At 71.0% G+C, this 16132-nt stretch carries 13 protein-coding genes, 1 tRNA gene and 1 pseudogene; 3 read left to right on the top strand and 12 right to left on the bottom strand.

What is annotated here, in order from left to right:
• Positions 1–124: 124 nt before the first annotated feature.
• From QSK26_RS30445 to QSK26_RS30420, 6 genes and pseudogenes are all read right to left on the bottom strand, one after another.
• Positions 125–331: pseudogene (locus QSK26_RS30445) on the bottom strand (site-2 protease family protein); the annotation flags it as partial.
• 291 nt (positions 332–622) lie between these two features.
• A complete protein-coding gene (locus QSK26_RS30440) occupies positions 623–1039 on the bottom strand; it encodes a DUF4158 domain-containing protein (RefSeq protein ID WP_285778727.1) in 417 nt (138 codons plus the stop codon).
• A gap of 398 nt (positions 1040–1437) precedes the next feature.
• Entirely contained in the window at positions 1438–2253 is an 816-nt protein-coding gene (locus QSK26_RS30435; protein WP_285778726.1) for an SAM-dependent methyltransferase, read from the bottom strand.
• Between the two features lie 91 nt (positions 2254–2344).
• Positions 2345–2800, bottom strand: coding sequence for a (2Fe-2S)-binding protein (locus QSK26_RS30430; RefSeq protein WP_285778725.1), 456 nt, complete (start codon positions 2798–2800; stop codon positions 2345–2347).
• An 11-nt stretch (positions 2801–2811) separates the two neighbouring features.
• Positions 2812–5052, bottom strand: a complete 2241-nt coding sequence (locus QSK26_RS30425) for a xanthine dehydrogenase family protein molybdopterin-binding subunit (RefSeq protein WP_285778724.1) — start codon at positions 5050–5052, stop codon at positions 2812–2814.
• Between the two features lie 1387 nt (positions 5053–6439).
• A tRNA-Val gene (locus QSK26_RS30420) sits at positions 6440–6514 on the bottom strand.
• 460 nt (positions 6515–6974) lie between these two features.
• Here QSK26_RS30420 and QSK26_RS30415 point away from each other — a divergent pair.
• A complete protein-coding gene (locus tag QSK26_RS30415; protein WP_285778723.1) occupies positions 6975–7391 on the top strand; it encodes an SsgA family sporulation/cell division regulator in 417 nt (138 codons plus the stop codon).
• A 6-nt stretch (positions 7392–7397) separates the two neighbouring features.
• Here the strand turns inward: QSK26_RS30415 and QSK26_RS30410 are convergent, their stop codons facing one another.
• The gene (locus QSK26_RS30410) at positions 7398–8048 is read right to left on the bottom strand and encodes a DUF305 domain-containing protein (protein ID WP_285778722.1); all 651 of its coding nucleotides are present in this window, start codon (positions 8046–8048) and stop codon (positions 7398–7400) included.
• Between the two features lie 65 nt (positions 8049–8113).
• Here QSK26_RS30410 and QSK26_RS30405 point away from each other — a divergent pair, with 65 nt between their 5' ends.
• A complete protein-coding gene (locus QSK26_RS30405; RefSeq protein ID WP_285778721.1) occupies positions 8114–9523 on the top strand; it encodes an LVIVD repeat-containing protein in 1410 nt (469 codons plus the stop codon).
• Positions 9524–9582: 59 nt separating this feature from the next.
• Here QSK26_RS30405 and QSK26_RS30400 read toward each other — a convergent pair whose 3' ends face one another.
• Genes QSK26_RS30400 through QSK26_RS30390 form a run of 3 tightly spaced genes read right to left on the bottom strand, consistent with a single transcriptional unit; the run spans position 9583 to position 12438 of the window.
• Positions 9583–10413: an aminotransferase class IV gene (locus tag QSK26_RS30400; RefSeq protein ID WP_285778720.1), complete on the bottom strand. Its 831-nt coding sequence runs from the start codon at positions 10411–10413 to the stop codon at positions 9583–9585.
• A complete protein-coding gene (locus tag QSK26_RS30395) occupies positions 10410–11414 on the bottom strand; it encodes a chorismate-binding protein (protein WP_285778719.1) in 1005 nt (334 codons plus the stop codon). The genes QSK26_RS30400 and QSK26_RS30395 overlap by 4 nt, the downstream gene beginning before the upstream one ends.
• 4 nt (positions 11415–11418) lie before the next feature.
• Positions 11419–12438 (bottom strand): LysR family transcriptional regulator, encoded by a 1020-nt coding sequence (locus QSK26_RS30390; RefSeq protein ID WP_285778718.1) that lies wholly within the window; start codon positions 12436–12438, stop codon positions 11419–11421.
• 74 nt (positions 12439–12512) lie between these two features.
• On the opposite strand from QSK26_RS30390, the gene QSK26_RS30385 reads away from it, so the two are divergent.
• Entirely contained in the window at positions 12513–13739 is a 1227-nt protein-coding gene (locus QSK26_RS30385; RefSeq protein ID WP_285778717.1) for an NAD(P)-binding domain-containing protein, read from the top strand.
• Positions 13740–13744: 5 nt separating this feature from the next.
• Here the strand turns inward: QSK26_RS30385 and hutH are convergent, their stop codons facing one another.
• Positions 13745–15292 carry a histidine ammonia-lyase gene (gene hutH / locus QSK26_RS30380; RefSeq protein ID WP_285778716.1) on the bottom strand — a complete coding sequence of 516 codons (1548 nt, stop codon included), beginning with the start codon at positions 15290–15292 and terminating at the stop codon, positions 13745–13747.
• 49 nt (positions 15293–15341) lie between these two features.
• A complete protein-coding gene (locus tag QSK26_RS30375; protein ID WP_285778715.1) occupies positions 15342–16085 on the bottom strand; it encodes an ArsR/SmtB family transcription factor in 744 nt (247 codons plus the stop codon).
• Positions 16086–16132: the final 47 nt, after the last annotated feature.

The raw sequence follows: 16132 nt of genomic DNA, 5'->3' as shown, positions 1-16132 counted from the left end.
CGCTACAACACGGTCCGACGGCACTCCCGCCTCGGCCAACTCAGCCCGATCGCCTACGAGGCGATGGCAGATAGTCTGAGGCCTGCCGCCTGAAATCGGTGTTCGCGTTCATGGGGGAAGCCCCGTAGCCGCCGAACGGGATCCACTTGATGCCGTATTCGGTCTCGCCTTTCCGCCGGGACCAGGCCGTGGAGCCGAAGCCCACCATGTACTGGGTCACCTTGACGCCGAAGAGCTTGGCCGGCACCAGGTGGCCGAGCTCGTGTAACGCGATGGAGATCATCAACCCGAGGAGGAAGAAGATGATCCCCGCGACGTAGAGCCAGTTCATCTAGGGGCGCTCCTCGGCAGGCGACATGGACAGATGTGAAGGACGAGACGAAAGGTGCGAAGATCCAATGTAGTCGAATTCGCCACACTACAAGGCTGACCGCATTTCCCGAGCATTGGCAGCTCATGCATTCAGCCCGCGACCTGCTCACCCGGCGGGAGAACACCATCTCCTCCACGGCCCAGCTCCTCGGTGCCAGCCGCTCGACCATCTGCGCCGCCGGGCCCTTGCGCCAGCGCTCCAGGTCCGAGGAACGCCGGCCCTCAGGCACCTCCAGCAGCATCTCCAGGATCACCCGCTGCCGCGGCGGCAGCACCCGCGCAGCGTGTCATAGAGACGGTCGGTGGCCTCATCCCGCACCCGGGCGACCAGCCGTGCCAGCGTGGTCACACCCGGGAGCGGCACCTTGTTGGTGCGCAGCCACGTCACCCCGTCATAGAAGATCGTCTTCTTGCCGTCGCCGGTGTTCCACGCCCTCGCGCTCGCCCACACGATGAAATCCGCCTCCGCCTGAGAGAACTCCTTCAGCGCGTATGCCTTGCGGATCGCCTCCTGGTGCTCGAACGGCGTGCTGCGCCGCTCGGTGTACTGGTTGATTTGCGAGACATCCTCGATCCCGAGTTGCTCTCCGAGGTACACCAGCACCTCGTCGGGCACGTCCAGCGGGTCGGTCAGAAAGCGCCCGACGTAGCGGGCTGTCGTTAACATCTCGCCGGGCGTTCCCGGGCTGTGGGCCCCGTGCGGCGGCCTTCCTCGTTCGGCTCGCGCCAGAAGAAATCTTCGCCATCTTTTGGAACGGGTGGCTCCCGGAGTCGGAACGTGCAGCATGCGGGTACAACGTTGTGCCTGACGTCCTGTGCGGACACGGAGACCGCACGGACTGCGGCGGGAGCCTGGGGAGCTCTCGGCGCAGCCTGTCATTACCACTCGTACGAACTCGCGCCCACTTGCGATGAATTGCGTATGTTGCACCGCGAGGTCACCGCACTCGCGGCACGCTTGTCCTCGTCATCCTGAAGCACCTCACGATCCATGCGCCCCCATCTCGACACCCATGGCAGCGATGCTCCACCGGAGGTGCCGGCAGCGGTCCGGTGCGGCGGTTGTCAGGGGACGCGTCCGACGCCGCAGAGGAAGCCGGCGCCCCCCGGGCCGCTGATCACCAGTTGCCCGGGGCCGTCGGCGCGCCAGGCAGTCGGCGGCACCAGGCCCGGCTCCAGCAACTCCAGGTCCTCGAAGAAGGCGGCGATCTGCTCGCGTGAGCGTGGGGCCAGGCCGCCCGATGTGGTCCCTCGGTAGATCGCGCGGCCTTTGCCGACGTCCTCGCCGTTGAGTTCTCCCGCCGTCACGTGGGAGAGGATCAGATGGCTGCCGGAGGGAAGGGCTTGGCGGATGTCGCGCGCGATGCCGAACGCCTCGTCGTCGTCGGGGAAGAAGTGCAGCACGGAGACCAGGAGCACGGCCAGAGGACTGCGCAGGTCGAGATGCCGGGTGATCTCCGGGTGGCCGAGAATGGCCTTGGGGTCACGCATGTCGCCGTTCACCACGATGGTGTCCGGGGTGTGCGCCAGCAGGGCGCGGGCGTGCGTGAGCACGATCGGATCGTTGTCGACGTAGACCACCCGGGAGCTGGGAGAGGCACGCTGCGCCACTTGGTGGACGTTCTCCTGGGTCGGCAGGCCGGTGCCGATGTCGAGGAACTGGCGGATGCCGAGCTCGGCGACCGCGCGTACGGCGCGGCCCAGGAACGCCCGGTTGTCTCGCGCGATCTCCTTCGCATTGGGCGAGATCTTGATGATTTGCGCGGCGGCCGCGCGGTCGGCGGCGAAGTTGTCCTTGCCGCCGAGGTAGTAGTCGTACATCCGGGCGACGCTCGGCACGGTGGGATCGACGCCCGCTGGAGCCCGTTCCTGCTCGGTCATGCAACTCCTAGTCTGACAAAGCTGATTGACACCACATTACCCACGATCTATCTACAGATCATGCGGGCACACGAAAGCCCGGCCCCGGCCACTACATTTTCGCCGCCGCGCTCTTGATCGCCTCTCTGATCCGGAAGTAGGTGCCGCAGCGGCAGACGTTCTGGATCGCGTCGATCTGGGCGTCAGTGGGGTTCTTGGTCTCCCGCAGCAGTGCCACCGCGGCCATGATCTGGCCCGGCTGGCAGAAGCCGCACTGCGCGACGTCCTGCTCCAGCCACGCCTTTTGCACCGGATGCAGCTTGTCGCCCTCGGCGAGCCCCTCGATCGTGGTGACCTCCCTTCCCTGGGCCTCCGCCACCGGGACGACGCACGGGTTGATCGCCTTTCCGTCGAGGTGGCTGGTGCACGCCTTGCAGACGTCGATGCCGCAACCGTACTTCGGGCCGGTCACGCCGAGCCGGTCGCGCAGCACCCACAGCAGGGGCAGGTCGGCCGGCGCCTCGACGGCGACGGTCTTTCCGTTCACCGAGAAGGTGTAGCGGGGCATCTCGTGGCTCCTCAGCGGGGGAAGGGCGTGAAGTCGACGTCGAAGTCGATCGGGAAGCTGCGCGGCTTGGTGCCGGTGGCCCGCGCGTAGGCGTTGGCGATGGCGCCGACCGCGGCGGGCACGCCGAGCTCGCCCGCGCCGCCAGGCTCGCCGTTGGCCGGCATGATGAAGATCCGCACGTTGGTCGGCGAGTCCTGCTGCCGCGCGTAGTGGAACTGCGAGTAGCTGCCTTCCAACGGCAGCCCCCTGTCGATGTGCAGGCCCGCGCGCAAGGTGGTGGAGATCGCGTCGGTCAGGCCGCCGAGCAGTTGCGCCTCCAGCCCGCGCGGGTTGATCGGGCGGCCGACGTCGGCGGCGATGACGGCCTTGACCACCCTCGGCCGGCTCGGATTCCGCGCGTCGATCTCGACCAGGCAGGCGGTGCAGGACTTGTACTCGTCGTGGAACCCCACGCCCTGGGCGCAGCCCGCCGGCATGTCGCGGCCCCAGTTCCCCTCCTTCGCCACCTTGTCCAGCACGGCGCGCTGCCGGGCGGTCTTGAGGAACTCGCGGCGGAAGGCTACGGGGTCTTTGCCCATCTCCCGCGCCAGTTCGTCGACGATGATCTCCTCGGCTCCGCGGGTGTTGGCCGACCACACCGACCGCCAGCTCGCGGTGTGCATTTTCAGCGGCACCTCGTTGAGCGACTCCGTGACGACGCCGAAGCGGTAGGGGACTTTCACCGTCAGGTGGAAGACCGTCTGGGCGAAGCTCATGTTCCCGGCCACCGGGAGCCTGGTCGCGGTGGCGGTGAGAAACTCGCCCACGCCGTGCCGGAAATCCGTCTCCACGGCGGCCACCCTGTGCTCGTACGTCAGCACCTTGCCGCGCGTGTGGGTGACGCGGATCTTGTGGTGGCTCGCCGGGCGGGCGCGACCGTGCCGCATGTCGTCCTTGCGCGACCACATCAGCTTGACCGGCCTGCCCATCGCCTTGGAGATCCGCGCCGCCTCGACCGCGGCATCGGCGAACAGCTTGCGGCCGAACGAGCCGCCGCCCTGCGTCACGTGCACGGTGACCCGCCGCTCCGGCAGGCCGAGCGCCGCGGCGACGTCCTGCTGTGCGATGATCGGCGACTTCAGGCTGGCCCAGATCTCGGCCCGGTCCTTGCGCACGTCGGCAATCGCGCAGTTGGTCTCAAGCGGCGCGTGGCTGACGAACGCGAAGTCGAACTCCGCCTCGATGTGGTCGGTCAACGGCGGCACCGCGGGAGGCGGCACCGCGGCGCGCAAGCGCTTGCGGATGCCGGCGTCGGACAGGGCGTCGACCGTCCCGGCGTTCCAGGTGACCTCGAGCGCCTCGACGGCGTCGATCACCTGCCCGAACGTCTCGCCCATGACCGCGACACCGGTCGGAACGACGGCGAGGTCGATCACGCCGGGCATGCCACGAACGGCCGCCTCGTTCCGCACCGACCGCACGGTGCCGTTGATCGTCGGCGGTCGCCGCACCATCACCGGCTTGGCGCCCGGCACGTCGAGGTCGAGCGCGTACCGCATCTGGCCGGTGACCATCGCGCGGGCGTCCACGCGCGAGGTCGCGGTGCCCACCAGCTTGTGCTCGGACTCCGGCTTGGGCCTGGCGGTGATCCGGGACAGGGGAAGTTTCGCCGCGCGGGTCGTGAGCGAGCCGTACGTGGCTCGGCGCCCGTCCGGTGAGACCACCACGCCGTCCCGGGTGACCAGGCGGCCGGCCGGCACGTCCCACAACTCGCCCGCGGCCGCGACCAGGCGCGCTCGCGCGGCGGCGGCGGCCTTGCGCACCGGATCGTAGAGCGAGCGGATCGAGTTGGACCCTCCGGTGAGCTGGTTCAGCAGCAGTTCGGGCCGTGCGTCAGCGAGCCCGATGCGCACCTTGCGCAGCGGGAGGTCCAGTTCCTCGGCGACCAGCATCGCCACCGCCGTGGTGATGCCCTGGCCGACTTCGGCCCGGGGCAGCTCGACCCGGACCTCGCCGCTCTCGGTCACCTCCAGGACCAGCATCAGGTGCGCGGTCGGGGTTCCGGCGAGGATGAGCGCGTCGCCGGAGTCCAGAATGTCGGCGGGTTGCGGGACGCTCGAACCGGCGTCCGCGGAGGCGGTCGTCGCGCCGAGCGCGAGCGTCAGGGTAGGCGCGGCGACCAGGACCGTCAGAAAGCGGCGCCGGTCGACCGCGCCTTCCTCGTGCCGGGTGGAACGCGGGGCAGGACCGCCCATCTGATCCCTTCTGAACATGATCACTACCCTTCCTGACAGGAAGAGAAGAGTCGGAGAGATCGGATAGGTTACATCGGCATGCCCGCATGCGCCACGCGTTGACGGCAGAACGGCCCCCAAGAGCGGACCGATGTGTTCCATCCGCGTGATCCCTACGATGTTGCAAGATCGAAAGAGACGGCCATCCCTCTTCGAGGCGGCGATCTGCTCCATCGCCACACTCACACTCGTCGGCACGGTCACATCTCCGGCGGCTTGCCGGGCGCGTCGGCGCGTACTCTGGTAGGGCTTGCTCACGCTCCCCGTCTCCTTACCTCGGTGTGACTTGGCGACTGCTCGAGACCTACCACCAGGCAGGCTCCCGACCTCGTCGAGATAGAGGGCCAGCCGCACGAATGCCTGCTGCGACGCCGGCACCGGCTGTCGCAGCCGCGTCCATCGCCGCGAACAACTCATCCCACAGCCGGTCGGGGATCGCCCGCGGCGGCCGGTCGGGAACCTTCTGACGAAGCCGGGCCCGGCCGACCTGAAGCGCCCCGGGTTCGGTGGAGACCTCAGTGGTTGATTCCAACGAGTTCGTTTGGGTGATGTCGGGCGTAAGCATGCTCAACATCGGCCAAGACGAACTGCACCACATGCGCCCGCCGGACGACCTGCCGGCCCCGGCGACGACGCACGACCCGCTTCCCCTCATCCGAGTCCCCGTCGCCCATGCCCCACTCCCCCGAGGACCGCGCCCGGTCCCCTGCTGATCACCCGTCCGACCCCGCTCGAACGGGACGCCTTCCTGATCAGCGGTGTGCGTCCCTGGACACCGCCGGGTCCAGGGATAACAGGACCTCAGGCATATCTTGCTCCGCTTCGGCACAGCCCGGCACACAGACCACAGGCCCAGCGCGATCCAGAGTCGACCTGCGTCCCACATCCGCTTCGCGCCGAAGCCCACACCGTCACCGCGACTGACCATTCACATACCGCTTTCTCGGGAGACATCCCGGCGGGTCACGTCAAACTGTCGAACGACTCCGACGGACCCTGCCACGATCTATCTCACGGCGGGCGAACACCCCATGAGCACCTAGGCCGCACCAAAGGGAACGCCCCTTTACGTTGTAGATCAGCTCACCTCAGGCACGGCACTCATGACCGGACGAACATTCGGTACTCCCTTGCCAGCCTTCTCCCATCGTTGGGCAACGCGGGCACATTCATGGTCAATCACGACCGATGGCGCGCAACGGACGTTCAGCCCGCTCGGCCACGGCAGGCCGGCACCGGTCACCAAAGAGCATCCACTGACGGTCCATGGCGGCGACTGACGTCCGGTCTCACGGTCCAACGACGATCCAGACACAGAGAAGGCCGGTTCGCTATGCTGCGAACCGGCCTCTGACCTGCGGTGGAGTGGTGGGCGATACTGGGATCGAACCAGTGGCCTCTTCGGTGTGAACGAAGCGCTCTCCCGCTGAGCTAATCGCCCTCTCCTGTGTGGCCCCTTGCGGCGCCGACGGGAAAACCATACCGCACTCCGAGCGCGGGCGCGAAGCGGTTGGCGCGGGGGTGGGGGCGGGCGTGGGGGCGGGTACCAGTTCGGGGGCAATGGTCGCGGATGTGCCCGGGGGTGGGGTCGGTTGTCATAGCATCGTGCTGACCCGCAGTGACATGGTTCGATTGGAGCTGGGATCATTCGCCCGAGACATCCTCCGGCAACGGCCAGGGAACGGGGAGCGACACGCAAAACCCTCGGCAACATGGCCCTGTTGGTGATGTTTGACCAGGTAGGGAGCTAAATGTCGCGCTGTGATGTGCGTTACAGAAGGGCCTGGGGGCGGAATCTTTCCTACAGGTTTCTTCGTTCCGCGTCATAGCTCAGGACGAAGTCCGTCAGAGCAGTGAAAGCCCCGATGAGGGGACCCGACGACGTAAAGGTTTGGCTGACGATGAACAGCACCACCGTCTCTGCCGAGCTGGGCCTTCGGCTTGTGGTCCCCGACCGTACCACCGTCCCCCTGCTCGCCGGACTGAGCTACACGGCCGAGGATCCGTACGCGATCCGGATGGCCTTCCACGTGGGGAACGACGAGCCGGTCGAGTGGATCTTCGCCCGCGAGTTGCTGACCGTGGGCATCGTGCGACGTGTCGGCGACGGCGACGTGCAGGTGTGGCCGGCGCGTTCCGACGGCGAGCGCACCTTGCACATCAGCCTGACGTCCCCGTTCGGCCAGGCCCTGTTCGAGGTGCCGCTGGCACCGCTGACCGAGTTCCTGCACCGGACCTACGAGCTGGTCCCCGCCGGCCGTGAGACCGACTTCATGAACCTCGACTCCGAGCTGACCAACATGCTCTGGAGCTCCTGAGCGAGGTCAGCGGCCGAGGAGCCGCCTCATCCGGGTGATCTCGATCGCCTGCCCCGCGTGGACGTCCTTGGCCATCAGCCGCATCAGGCGGTCGGTGCCCTGGGCGAGCTGCGTCCTGGCCATGGTCAGCGCGCCCTCGTGGTGGGCGATCATGAGCTGGAGGAAGAGCCGGTCGAAGTCCCGGCCCCTGGCCGCCCGCAGCCGGTTCATCTGCTCCAGCGTCGCCATGCCGAACCGGCCCGCGAGGTGGGCGTGACCGGCGGGCACCGGGCGGCCGAGCGCGGTCAGCCAGGCGCCCATGGCCTCGATCTCGGGCCCCTGGGCGACCGTGATGCGCCCAGCGAGGGCGGTCACCGTCTCGCCCGCGTCGCGGCCGGCGGCCAGCGCGGCCATCTCCAGCGCCTGGCGGTGGTGCGGGATCATCGACTCCGCGAAGGCCACGTCGGCCGCGCCCGGCCGCGACTCCGACTCGCCGAGCCGCTCCCCCGGCGACGCCGTGCGCCCGGGGGCTCCCGGACCCTGCGGGATGATCACCGGCGCGCCGGTGCCCGCCGTGAGCGGCGTGCCGCCCTCCTCCCCCGCCGGGGAACACCCCTGTACCGCGATTGCCGCCAGAACCGTGACCAAAACCCGCCGCGTCGGACCGCTCGTCGACATAGCTTCCATATTGGGGTACGGATCACCGGCCGGCGGCGTGGCCGGCCACATCGGATGGGGGAAGAGTGAGAAAGGCTCGATCGATCGGCCTGAGTGTGGCGACGGCGCTGCTGCTGGCCACGGCCTGCTCGGCGGAGCCGGACGGGTCGCCGCCGGGTGGGACGAGCGGTCCGGCGGCCGGGGCGAGCGGCGACGCGCTGGGCCCCGACGAGATCCGTACCAGCGACAACGTCAGGCTGGTGACGAACGTGCCGCCCGCCGAGCCCCTCGACGGCCCGCGGTCCTGGGGGACCGACCTCGCGTTCGGCGGCGACTACGCATATGTCGGTAACTACGATGGCTTCACGGTGTTCGACATCAGCGACCCGGCGAAGCCCGTCACGGTGAGCCAGGTGCTCTGCCCGGGTGGCCAGAACGACATTTCGGTCAGCGGAAACCTGCTTTTCCTGTCCGTGGACGACCCGCGTTCCGACGCCACCTGCGAGAGCCGGCTGGGAGGCGATCCGGACGAGGGCTGGGAGGGCGTCAGGATCTTCGACGTGAGCGACAAGGCCCGCCCGAGGTACGTCTCGTCGGTCGCCACCTCCTGCGGCTCGCACACCCACTCGGTCGTGCCGGGCGAGACCGGCGACACCCTCTACCTCTACGTCTCCTCACCCGGGCCGGTCGAGCCGTCTCGGACGTGCGCGCCGCCGCACAACACGATCTCCATCGTGGAGGTGCCGGTGGGCGACCCGACGAGGTCCAGGGTGGTCGCCGAGCCCCGGCTGTTCCCGCAGGACCAGAGCACCACCCCGGACACCGCGACGATCTCCGGTTGCCACGACATCACGGCCTACCCGGAGAAGGACCTCGCGGCGGCCGCCTGCTTCGGCGACGGGGTCCTGCTGGACATCTCCGATCCGGTCGCCCCCAAGCTGCTCCAGCGGCTCAGGGACGAGCGGAACTTCTCGATCTGGCACTCGGCGACGTTCGACGACGACGCCTCCAAGGTCGTGTTCGCCGACGAGCTGGGCGGCGGCGTCACCTCCACCTGCGACCGCGACACCCCGCGTACCAAGGGCGCCAACGCGATCTACGACCTGAAGGACGGCACGCTCACGCTGCGCGGCTACTTCAAGATCCCGCGTGACCAGACCCCGACCGAGAACTGCGTGGCGCACAACGGCTCGCTGATCCCGGTCCCGGGCAAGGACCTGATGGTGCAGTCGTGGTACCAGGGCGGCGTCTCGATCTGGGACTTCACCGACGCGGACCGGCCGGTGGAGATCGGCTTCTTCGAGCGCGGCCCGATCGACGGGGACGAGGAGCTCGGCGGCTCCTGGTCGGCCTACTACTACAACGGCTACATCTACTCCAGCGACATCACCAAGGGCTTGGACGTGATCGAGATCAACGACCCGCTGACCGACCCCGCCAAGAAGGTCAGAATGGACGGGTTCAACGTGCAGACCCAGATGTCCTACGCCGAGTGACCGCGGACGGCGGCGCGGCCGGGAAGGGCGCGCCGCCGCGGGCGGTCACGGGCGGGCGGTCACGGGTCGAGGTCGGCGGCGGAGCGCTCGGCGAAGACCCGCATGGCCTTGGTGGTGATCGGGCCGGGCGCGACCGGCAGCGCCGTGCCGTCCACCAGCCGGATCGGCTGGATGTCCCGGGTCGTGGAGGTCAGGAACGCCTCCTGCGCCTCGTACAGCGCGGACAGCGGGACGTCCTCCTCGCTGCCGCCGCACCACTCCAGGGTCAGGGCCCGGGTGACGCCCGCCAGGCAGCCGGAGGCGAGGGTCGGGGTGACCAGGCGCCCGTCCCTGACGATGAAGATGTTGCTGCCGGTGCCCTCGCACAGGTCGCCGGCGAGGTTGCCGAAGATCGCCTCGCCGCCGCCGCGCGCCTTGGCATAGGCGAGCGCCTTGGCGTTGTCGCCGTAGGAGGTGCTCTTCACCCCGGCCAGCGCGCCCCGCTCGTTGCGCGGCCAGGGCACCACGGTGACGTCTCCCGTCTCGGGGAACGGCTTCTGCTCGCCGACGATCACGACGGCGGTGGTGCCCGCGTCGCCGCGGTCGGAGCCGAGCGGCCCCGGGCCGCTGGTGTAGGTGATCCGGATCCGGCCGAGCGGCCATGCGGGCGCCGCGGCCAGGCAGGCGCGCACGCCGTCGGCGATCGCGGCCACGTCGGGCTCGGGCAGGTCCATCCGCTGCGCGGAGAGCCTGAGCCGGTCGAGGTGCCGGGTCAGCGCGAAGGACTCGCCGCCGACGCACTTGACGGTCTCGAACACGCCGTCGCCCACCATGAGGCCGTGGTCGAAGACGGAGACCGTCGCCCGCTCCGGATCCAGCAACTGCCCGTTGACCCATACCGGTACGTTCATCTGTGTCCTCCCGTGGATGCCAAACCGATGAGCCGGGACGCCTTGAGCTCCGTCTCCTGCCATTCTCGCCTGGGGTCGGACCCCCAGGTGATGCCCGCACCGGTGCCGAAACGGATCAGGCGGTGCTCCATCCAGAAGGTGCGGATGCCCACGGCCAGCCCGGCCGTGCGCCGGTCGGCATCGACCCAGCCCACGGCTCCACAGTAAGGCCCCCGGGGCTCGGGTTCGACCTCGTTGATGATCCGCAGCGCGGATGATTTCGGCGCGCCGGTCACCGAGCCGGGCGGGAAGGTCGCCGCGAACAGCTCCGGCCAGCCGTTCCCCGCGGCCAGCCTGGACCGCACGGTCGAGACGAGGTGCACCAGGCCGGGGTGCCGTTCCACGGCGCACAGCGCGGGCACTGTGACCGAACCTGGTTCGGATACCCGGGCCAGGTCGTTGCGGACCAGGTCGACGATCATCACGTTCTCGGCGCGGTCCTTCTCCAGCAGGTCGTCCTCGGTGCGCCCGGTGCCCTTGATCGGCCGGGACTCGACGACCTCGCCGTCCCTGCTCAGGTAGAGCTCGGGGGAGGCGGAGACGACCGCGCGGTCCGGCAGGCTGAGGGTGGCGGCGTACGGGGCCGGGTGGCGGCGCGCCAGCCGTACGGCCAGGGCCGCCGGGTCCTGTCCCGCGGGCAGTTCCGCGGTGAGCACGCGGCACAGGTTCGCCTGGTAGACCTCGCCGCGCTCGATGTGCTCCCGGATCCGCGCCACGCCCGCCTCGTAGGCCGCCTGGTCCAGCGAGGTGCGCCACGAGCCGGGGGCGGGCCCGCGCCACGGGGCCGCCGGGGACGGCAGCGGCGCCGGCCGCACCCGGTCGAACCGGGCGCAGGTGACCTTGCCCTCGTAGTCCACCACCACGGCCCACCAGCCGGTCCCGTCCAGGGCCGCGAGGTCGGCGGTGACGTCGCGCAGGCCGGTGGCCAGCACGCCGCCCATATGAGCGAAACTGCGATGCACGCGCCTATTGTCCAACAGGCCGGATTCCGCCGGACGGGGCACCACCGCCGGACGTGGCACCACCGCCGGGCGGGGCACCACCGCCGGGCGCGGGGGCCTCCCCGCCCAGGGCCGCGATCCGGCGGGCCGTCACGGTGAGGGCGCCCAGCAGGGCGCGGGCGGCGGGCAGCGCGGGCCCGTACGGCAGGGCGGCGTACACGGTGCGCCGCGGGGCCTGCTCCCCCAGCGACCTGATCGCGACGTCGGCCCGTACGGCGGGCAGCGCCAGCGCGGGCACCAGGGCGACGCCGAGCCCGGCGGCGACGAAGCCGAGCTTGCCCGTCCACTCCGCGATCCGCACGCCCACCTTCGGCACGAATCCCGCCCTGGCGCAGGACTCCGTGAGCGTGCTCGGCCGCCCGGCGGGCCCCTCGACCCAGCCGGCGCCCTCGATCCAGGTCTCCTCGCGCAGGTCGCGCAGGTCGACGACGTCCCCGCCGGCGGCCAGCGGGTGGTCCCGGTGCAGCGCGACCAGGAGTTCGTCCTCCAGCAGCGCGACGACCTCGGCGAAGCCGCCGGCCGGCAGCCCGGCCGGGTAGTCGCCGACCACGGCCAGGTCGAGGGCGCCGTCGCGGAGGCGTTCCATCAGGGCGTCGCTGTAGCCCTCGGTGAGGGAGATCTCGACCTCCGGCCGGGTGCGCCGGAACTCGCGCAGCGCGGCGGGGACCAAGGCGGCGTTGGCGGTGGCGAACGCGCCGATCCGCAGCCGGCCGCCGGTGCCGCCGTGGATCGCGGCCAGCTCCTCCTCCGCCCGGCGCAGCCGGGCGAGCGCGGCCCGGGCGTGCCCGCGCAGCGTCTCGCCCGCCGGCGTCAGCCGTACACCCCTGGGCAGGCGCTCGAAGAGCGGGCCGCCCGCCTCGCGTTCCAGCGTGGCGATGCGGCGGGACACCGCGGACTGCGTGTAGCCGAGTTCCTCTGCGGCGGCGGTGAAGGAGCCGGTGCGGGCCACCGCGTCGAAGATGACGAGGGCGTCGGTCTCGAACACATTCCTCCTCCGCATGCCTGACATGCGATGTGGTCGCTGGTGGGATGCGGAAGGCACCCCTAGGGTCGAACGACGTGAGCAACTATTCCCATATCGCATTTCTCGGCCTGGGCCGGATGGGCGCCCCGATGGCGGCGCGGCTCGTCGAGGCCGGGCACAGGGTGACCGGGTGGAACCGCACGCCCAGGCCGCTGCCCGGGGCGGCGGTGGCCGCCACCGCGGCGGAGGCCGTGGCGGACGCCGATCTCGTCATCACCATGCTCAGCGACCCCGCCGCCGTGCAGGAGGTGCTGGGCTCGGTACGGCCGCGTCCGGGCACGCTGGTGGTCGAGATGTCCACCATCGGGCCGGAGGCGGTGGCCCGGGTGCGCGCGTTGCTGCCGGCCGACGTGGACCTGGTGGACGCGCCCGTGCTGGGCAGCGTCCAGCCCGCCGCGGCGGGCGAGCTGGTGATCCTCGCGGGCGGGAACGTGACGCCCTGCCGCGAGGTGCTGGAGGTGTTCGGCGTCGTGCGCGAGGCCGGGCCGCTGGGCGCGGGGGCGGCGCTGAAGCTGGCCGTCATGAGCGCGATCGTGCCCGCGCAGGTGCTGCTGGCCGAGACGCTCGCCTACGCCGAGGCGCAGGGCGTGGACCAGGGGCTGCTGCTGGACGTGCTGGAGGGCACCATGCTGGCCGGGGTGGCCGTCCGGCTGCGCCCGGTCGCGGAGTCCGGGCCGCCGGAGCCCCGGTACGCGCTCAGGCTGGCCGCCAAGGACCTGGTGCTGGCCTCGCACGAGGTCCAGACGCTGGCCGGCGCGGCCAGGGACCGGCTGCTGCGGGCGGCCGGCGACGGCTTCGCCGACCACGACGTGACCGCGATCGTCCAGGCCGCGCGGACCGCCCCCGCGCCGCACGGGAACGCGGCCCGGACCGGCCCGGTCCGGATCAACCCGGCCACCGTGCCGCCCACCAACGGCCGCTATTCGCACGCGGTCAGGTCGGGGAACCTGCTGTTCGTCTCCGGCCAGGTGGCCCTGGACGCGGACGGCGCGGTGGTCGGCGAGGGGGACATGACACGGCAGGCGGAGTTCGTCTTCGACTGCCTGGAACGCATCCTGGCCGACCAGGGCTGCACGTTCGGCGACATCACCTTCATCAGGACCCATCTGACCGACATGGACCTGCTGGAAGAGTACGCCGAGGTGCGCACCCGGCGGATCACCGGCGAGCCTCCGGCCAGCACCACGGTCGAGGTGCCGCGGCTCTTCCGGCCCGGCCTGCTGATCGAGATCGACGTCGTCGCGGCGGTTCCCGGGGCGTAGCCGGGTCAGGCGAGGGGCCCGGTCACGGACTCGGCCGCGGCGAGCAGCGAGCCGTCGGCGAGCAGCCGCACCGCGGACTCGATCTCCGGGGCGAGGAACCGGTCCGGCCCCGGCCCCCCGACCTCCTCGCGGAGCGCGGCCACGACGGCGCCGGTCGCGGGCGCGGGCGGGCTGGGGGCGCGCATGTCGATCCCGCGGGCGGCGGTGAGGATCTCCACGGCCAGCACCCGGGTGAGCCCGTCCAGCGCCCGGCGCAGCTTGCGCGCCGCGGCCCAGCCCATCGAGACGTGGTCCTCCTGCATCGCCGAGCTGGGGATCGAGTCCACGCTCGCCGGTACGGCCAGCCGCTTGAGCTCGGAGACGATCGCCGCCTGGGTGTACTGGGCGATCATGTGCCCGGAGTCGACGCCCGGGTCGTCGGCGAGGAACGCGGGCAGGCCGTGGTTGCGCGCGGTGTCCAGGAAGCGGTCGGTGCGCCGCTCGGACATGGACGCGACGTCGGCCACCGCGATGGCCAGGAAGTCCAGCACGTAGGCGACCGGGGCGCCGTGGAAGTTGCCGTTCGACTCCACCCGGCCGTCGTCCAGCACCACCGGGTTGTCGATCGCGGAGGCGAGCTCGCGCTCGGCGACCGCCGCCGCGTGCGCGAGCGTGTCCCGGGCGGCGCCGGCCACCTGGGGGGCGCAGCGCAGCGAATAGGCGTCCTGGACGAGGGTGCACGAGCCGTCGCGGTGGCCCGCCATGATCGCCGAGTCGCGGAGCAGCGTGCGCAGGTTGGCGGCGCTGGCGGCCTGGCCGGGATGCGGCCGCAGCGCCTGGAGGTCGGCGGCGAAGACCCGGTCGGTGCCGAGCAGCCCTTCGACGCTCATGGCGGCGGCGATGTCGGCCGCCTTGAGCAGCCGGGTGAGGTCGTCGAGGGCGAGCACGAGCATGCCCAGCATGCCGTCGGTGCCGTTGATCAGCGCCAGGCCCTCCTTGGCGGAGAGCACGGCGGGCTCGATCCCGGCCTGCCTCAGCGCCTCCTCCGCCGGGCGGCGCACACCCTTCTCGTCGAGGACGACGCCCTCCCCCATGACCGCCAGGGCGACGTGTGAGAGCGGCGCCAGGTCGCCGGAGCAGCCCAGGCTGCCGTACTCGTGCACGACCGGCGTGATCCCGCCGTTCAGCATGCCCTGCATCACCAGCGCGGTGCCCGGCCGTACGCCGGTGTGCCCGGTGGCGAGGGTGTGCAGCCGCAGCAGCGTCATCGCGCGCACGACCTCCACCTCCACCTCCGGACCCGAGCCCGCGGCGTGCGAGCGGATCAGGGAGCGCTGGAGCCGCGCGCGGAGCGGCGGGTCGATGTGCCGGGAGGCGAGCGCGCCGAACCCGGTGGAGACGCCGTAGGCGGGGACGGGGCGCTCCGCGAGATCCTCGACGCGCGACCGCGCGGCCTCCATCGCCGCCATCGCGGCGTCGGTCAGCCGTATGGCGGCGCCGTGCCGGGCGACCCTGATGACGTCGGCGAAGCTCAGCGGCTCCGGGCCGACCCCCACGACCCCGTCGTCGCGCATGTCTCGCTCACTTCCCCACCAGGTGACTTCCGTAGAACATCTCAGCCCCTTACCGAACCGACATCACGGCCGGCCCCGAGGACGCCTCCGCAGGATGACGCACGGCTGCGGCCAGAGCGGCGAAGCCCTGGCGCCCCGCCTCGGTCTGCCGCAACGCCCTGGGCGTCGTCCCGCGCTCGAACCACCCCTGATCGAGCAGCCTGCCGGTCACGGCCGCGCCCAGCGCCCCGCCGAGATGCGGCCGGCGCTCGGTCCAGTCAAGGCACGAGGCGGCGAACCTCCTTCTCGCTCGCCGTACCCCGGTGAGGTCCACTCCAAGCCCCGCCAGCACCTCTTCGCCTCCGGCGGTCACCTCGAAGCCCTCCCCGGCGGGCACCAGGCAGCCGCCGCCGAGCAGGCGGTCGAGGAGTTCGACGCCGGCCCGCCCGGCGAGATGGTCGTAGCAGGTACGGGCCTCCTGGAGCATGCGCGCCTGGCGGGCCGCCCTGAGCGAGCGGACCGGCGGCCGCGGGCTGATCTTCGCCAGGACCTCCAGGGCCTCGGCCACCTCGGAGCCGGCCAGCCGGTAGTACCGGTGCCGCCCCTGGCTCACCACGGTCACCAGCTCCCCGTCGAGGAGCCTGCGCAGATGGGCGCTCGCGGTGGCGGCGCTCACGCCGGCCAGCCGGGCGAGTTCGCCCGCGGCCAGCGCCCGCCCGTCCAGCAGCGCGGTGAGCATCGCGGCCCGCGCCGGCTCCGCCATCAGGGCCGCGACCTGGGAGATGTCCGCGTCGTGCGCGACGTGTTCCACCATGTCATCGACGCTAACCCATCCATCGTTGGGGCCCGGTCGAAGTGTCC

The sequence above is a fragment of the Microtetraspora sp. NBRC 13810 genome (genome assembly GCF_030268685.1).
GTDB lineage: Bacteria > Actinomycetota > Actinomycetes > Streptosporangiales > Streptosporangiaceae > BSRQ01.
The sequence above is the reverse complement of the archived record's forward strand: the minus strand, read 5'-3'. Positions and strand labels throughout refer to the sequence as shown.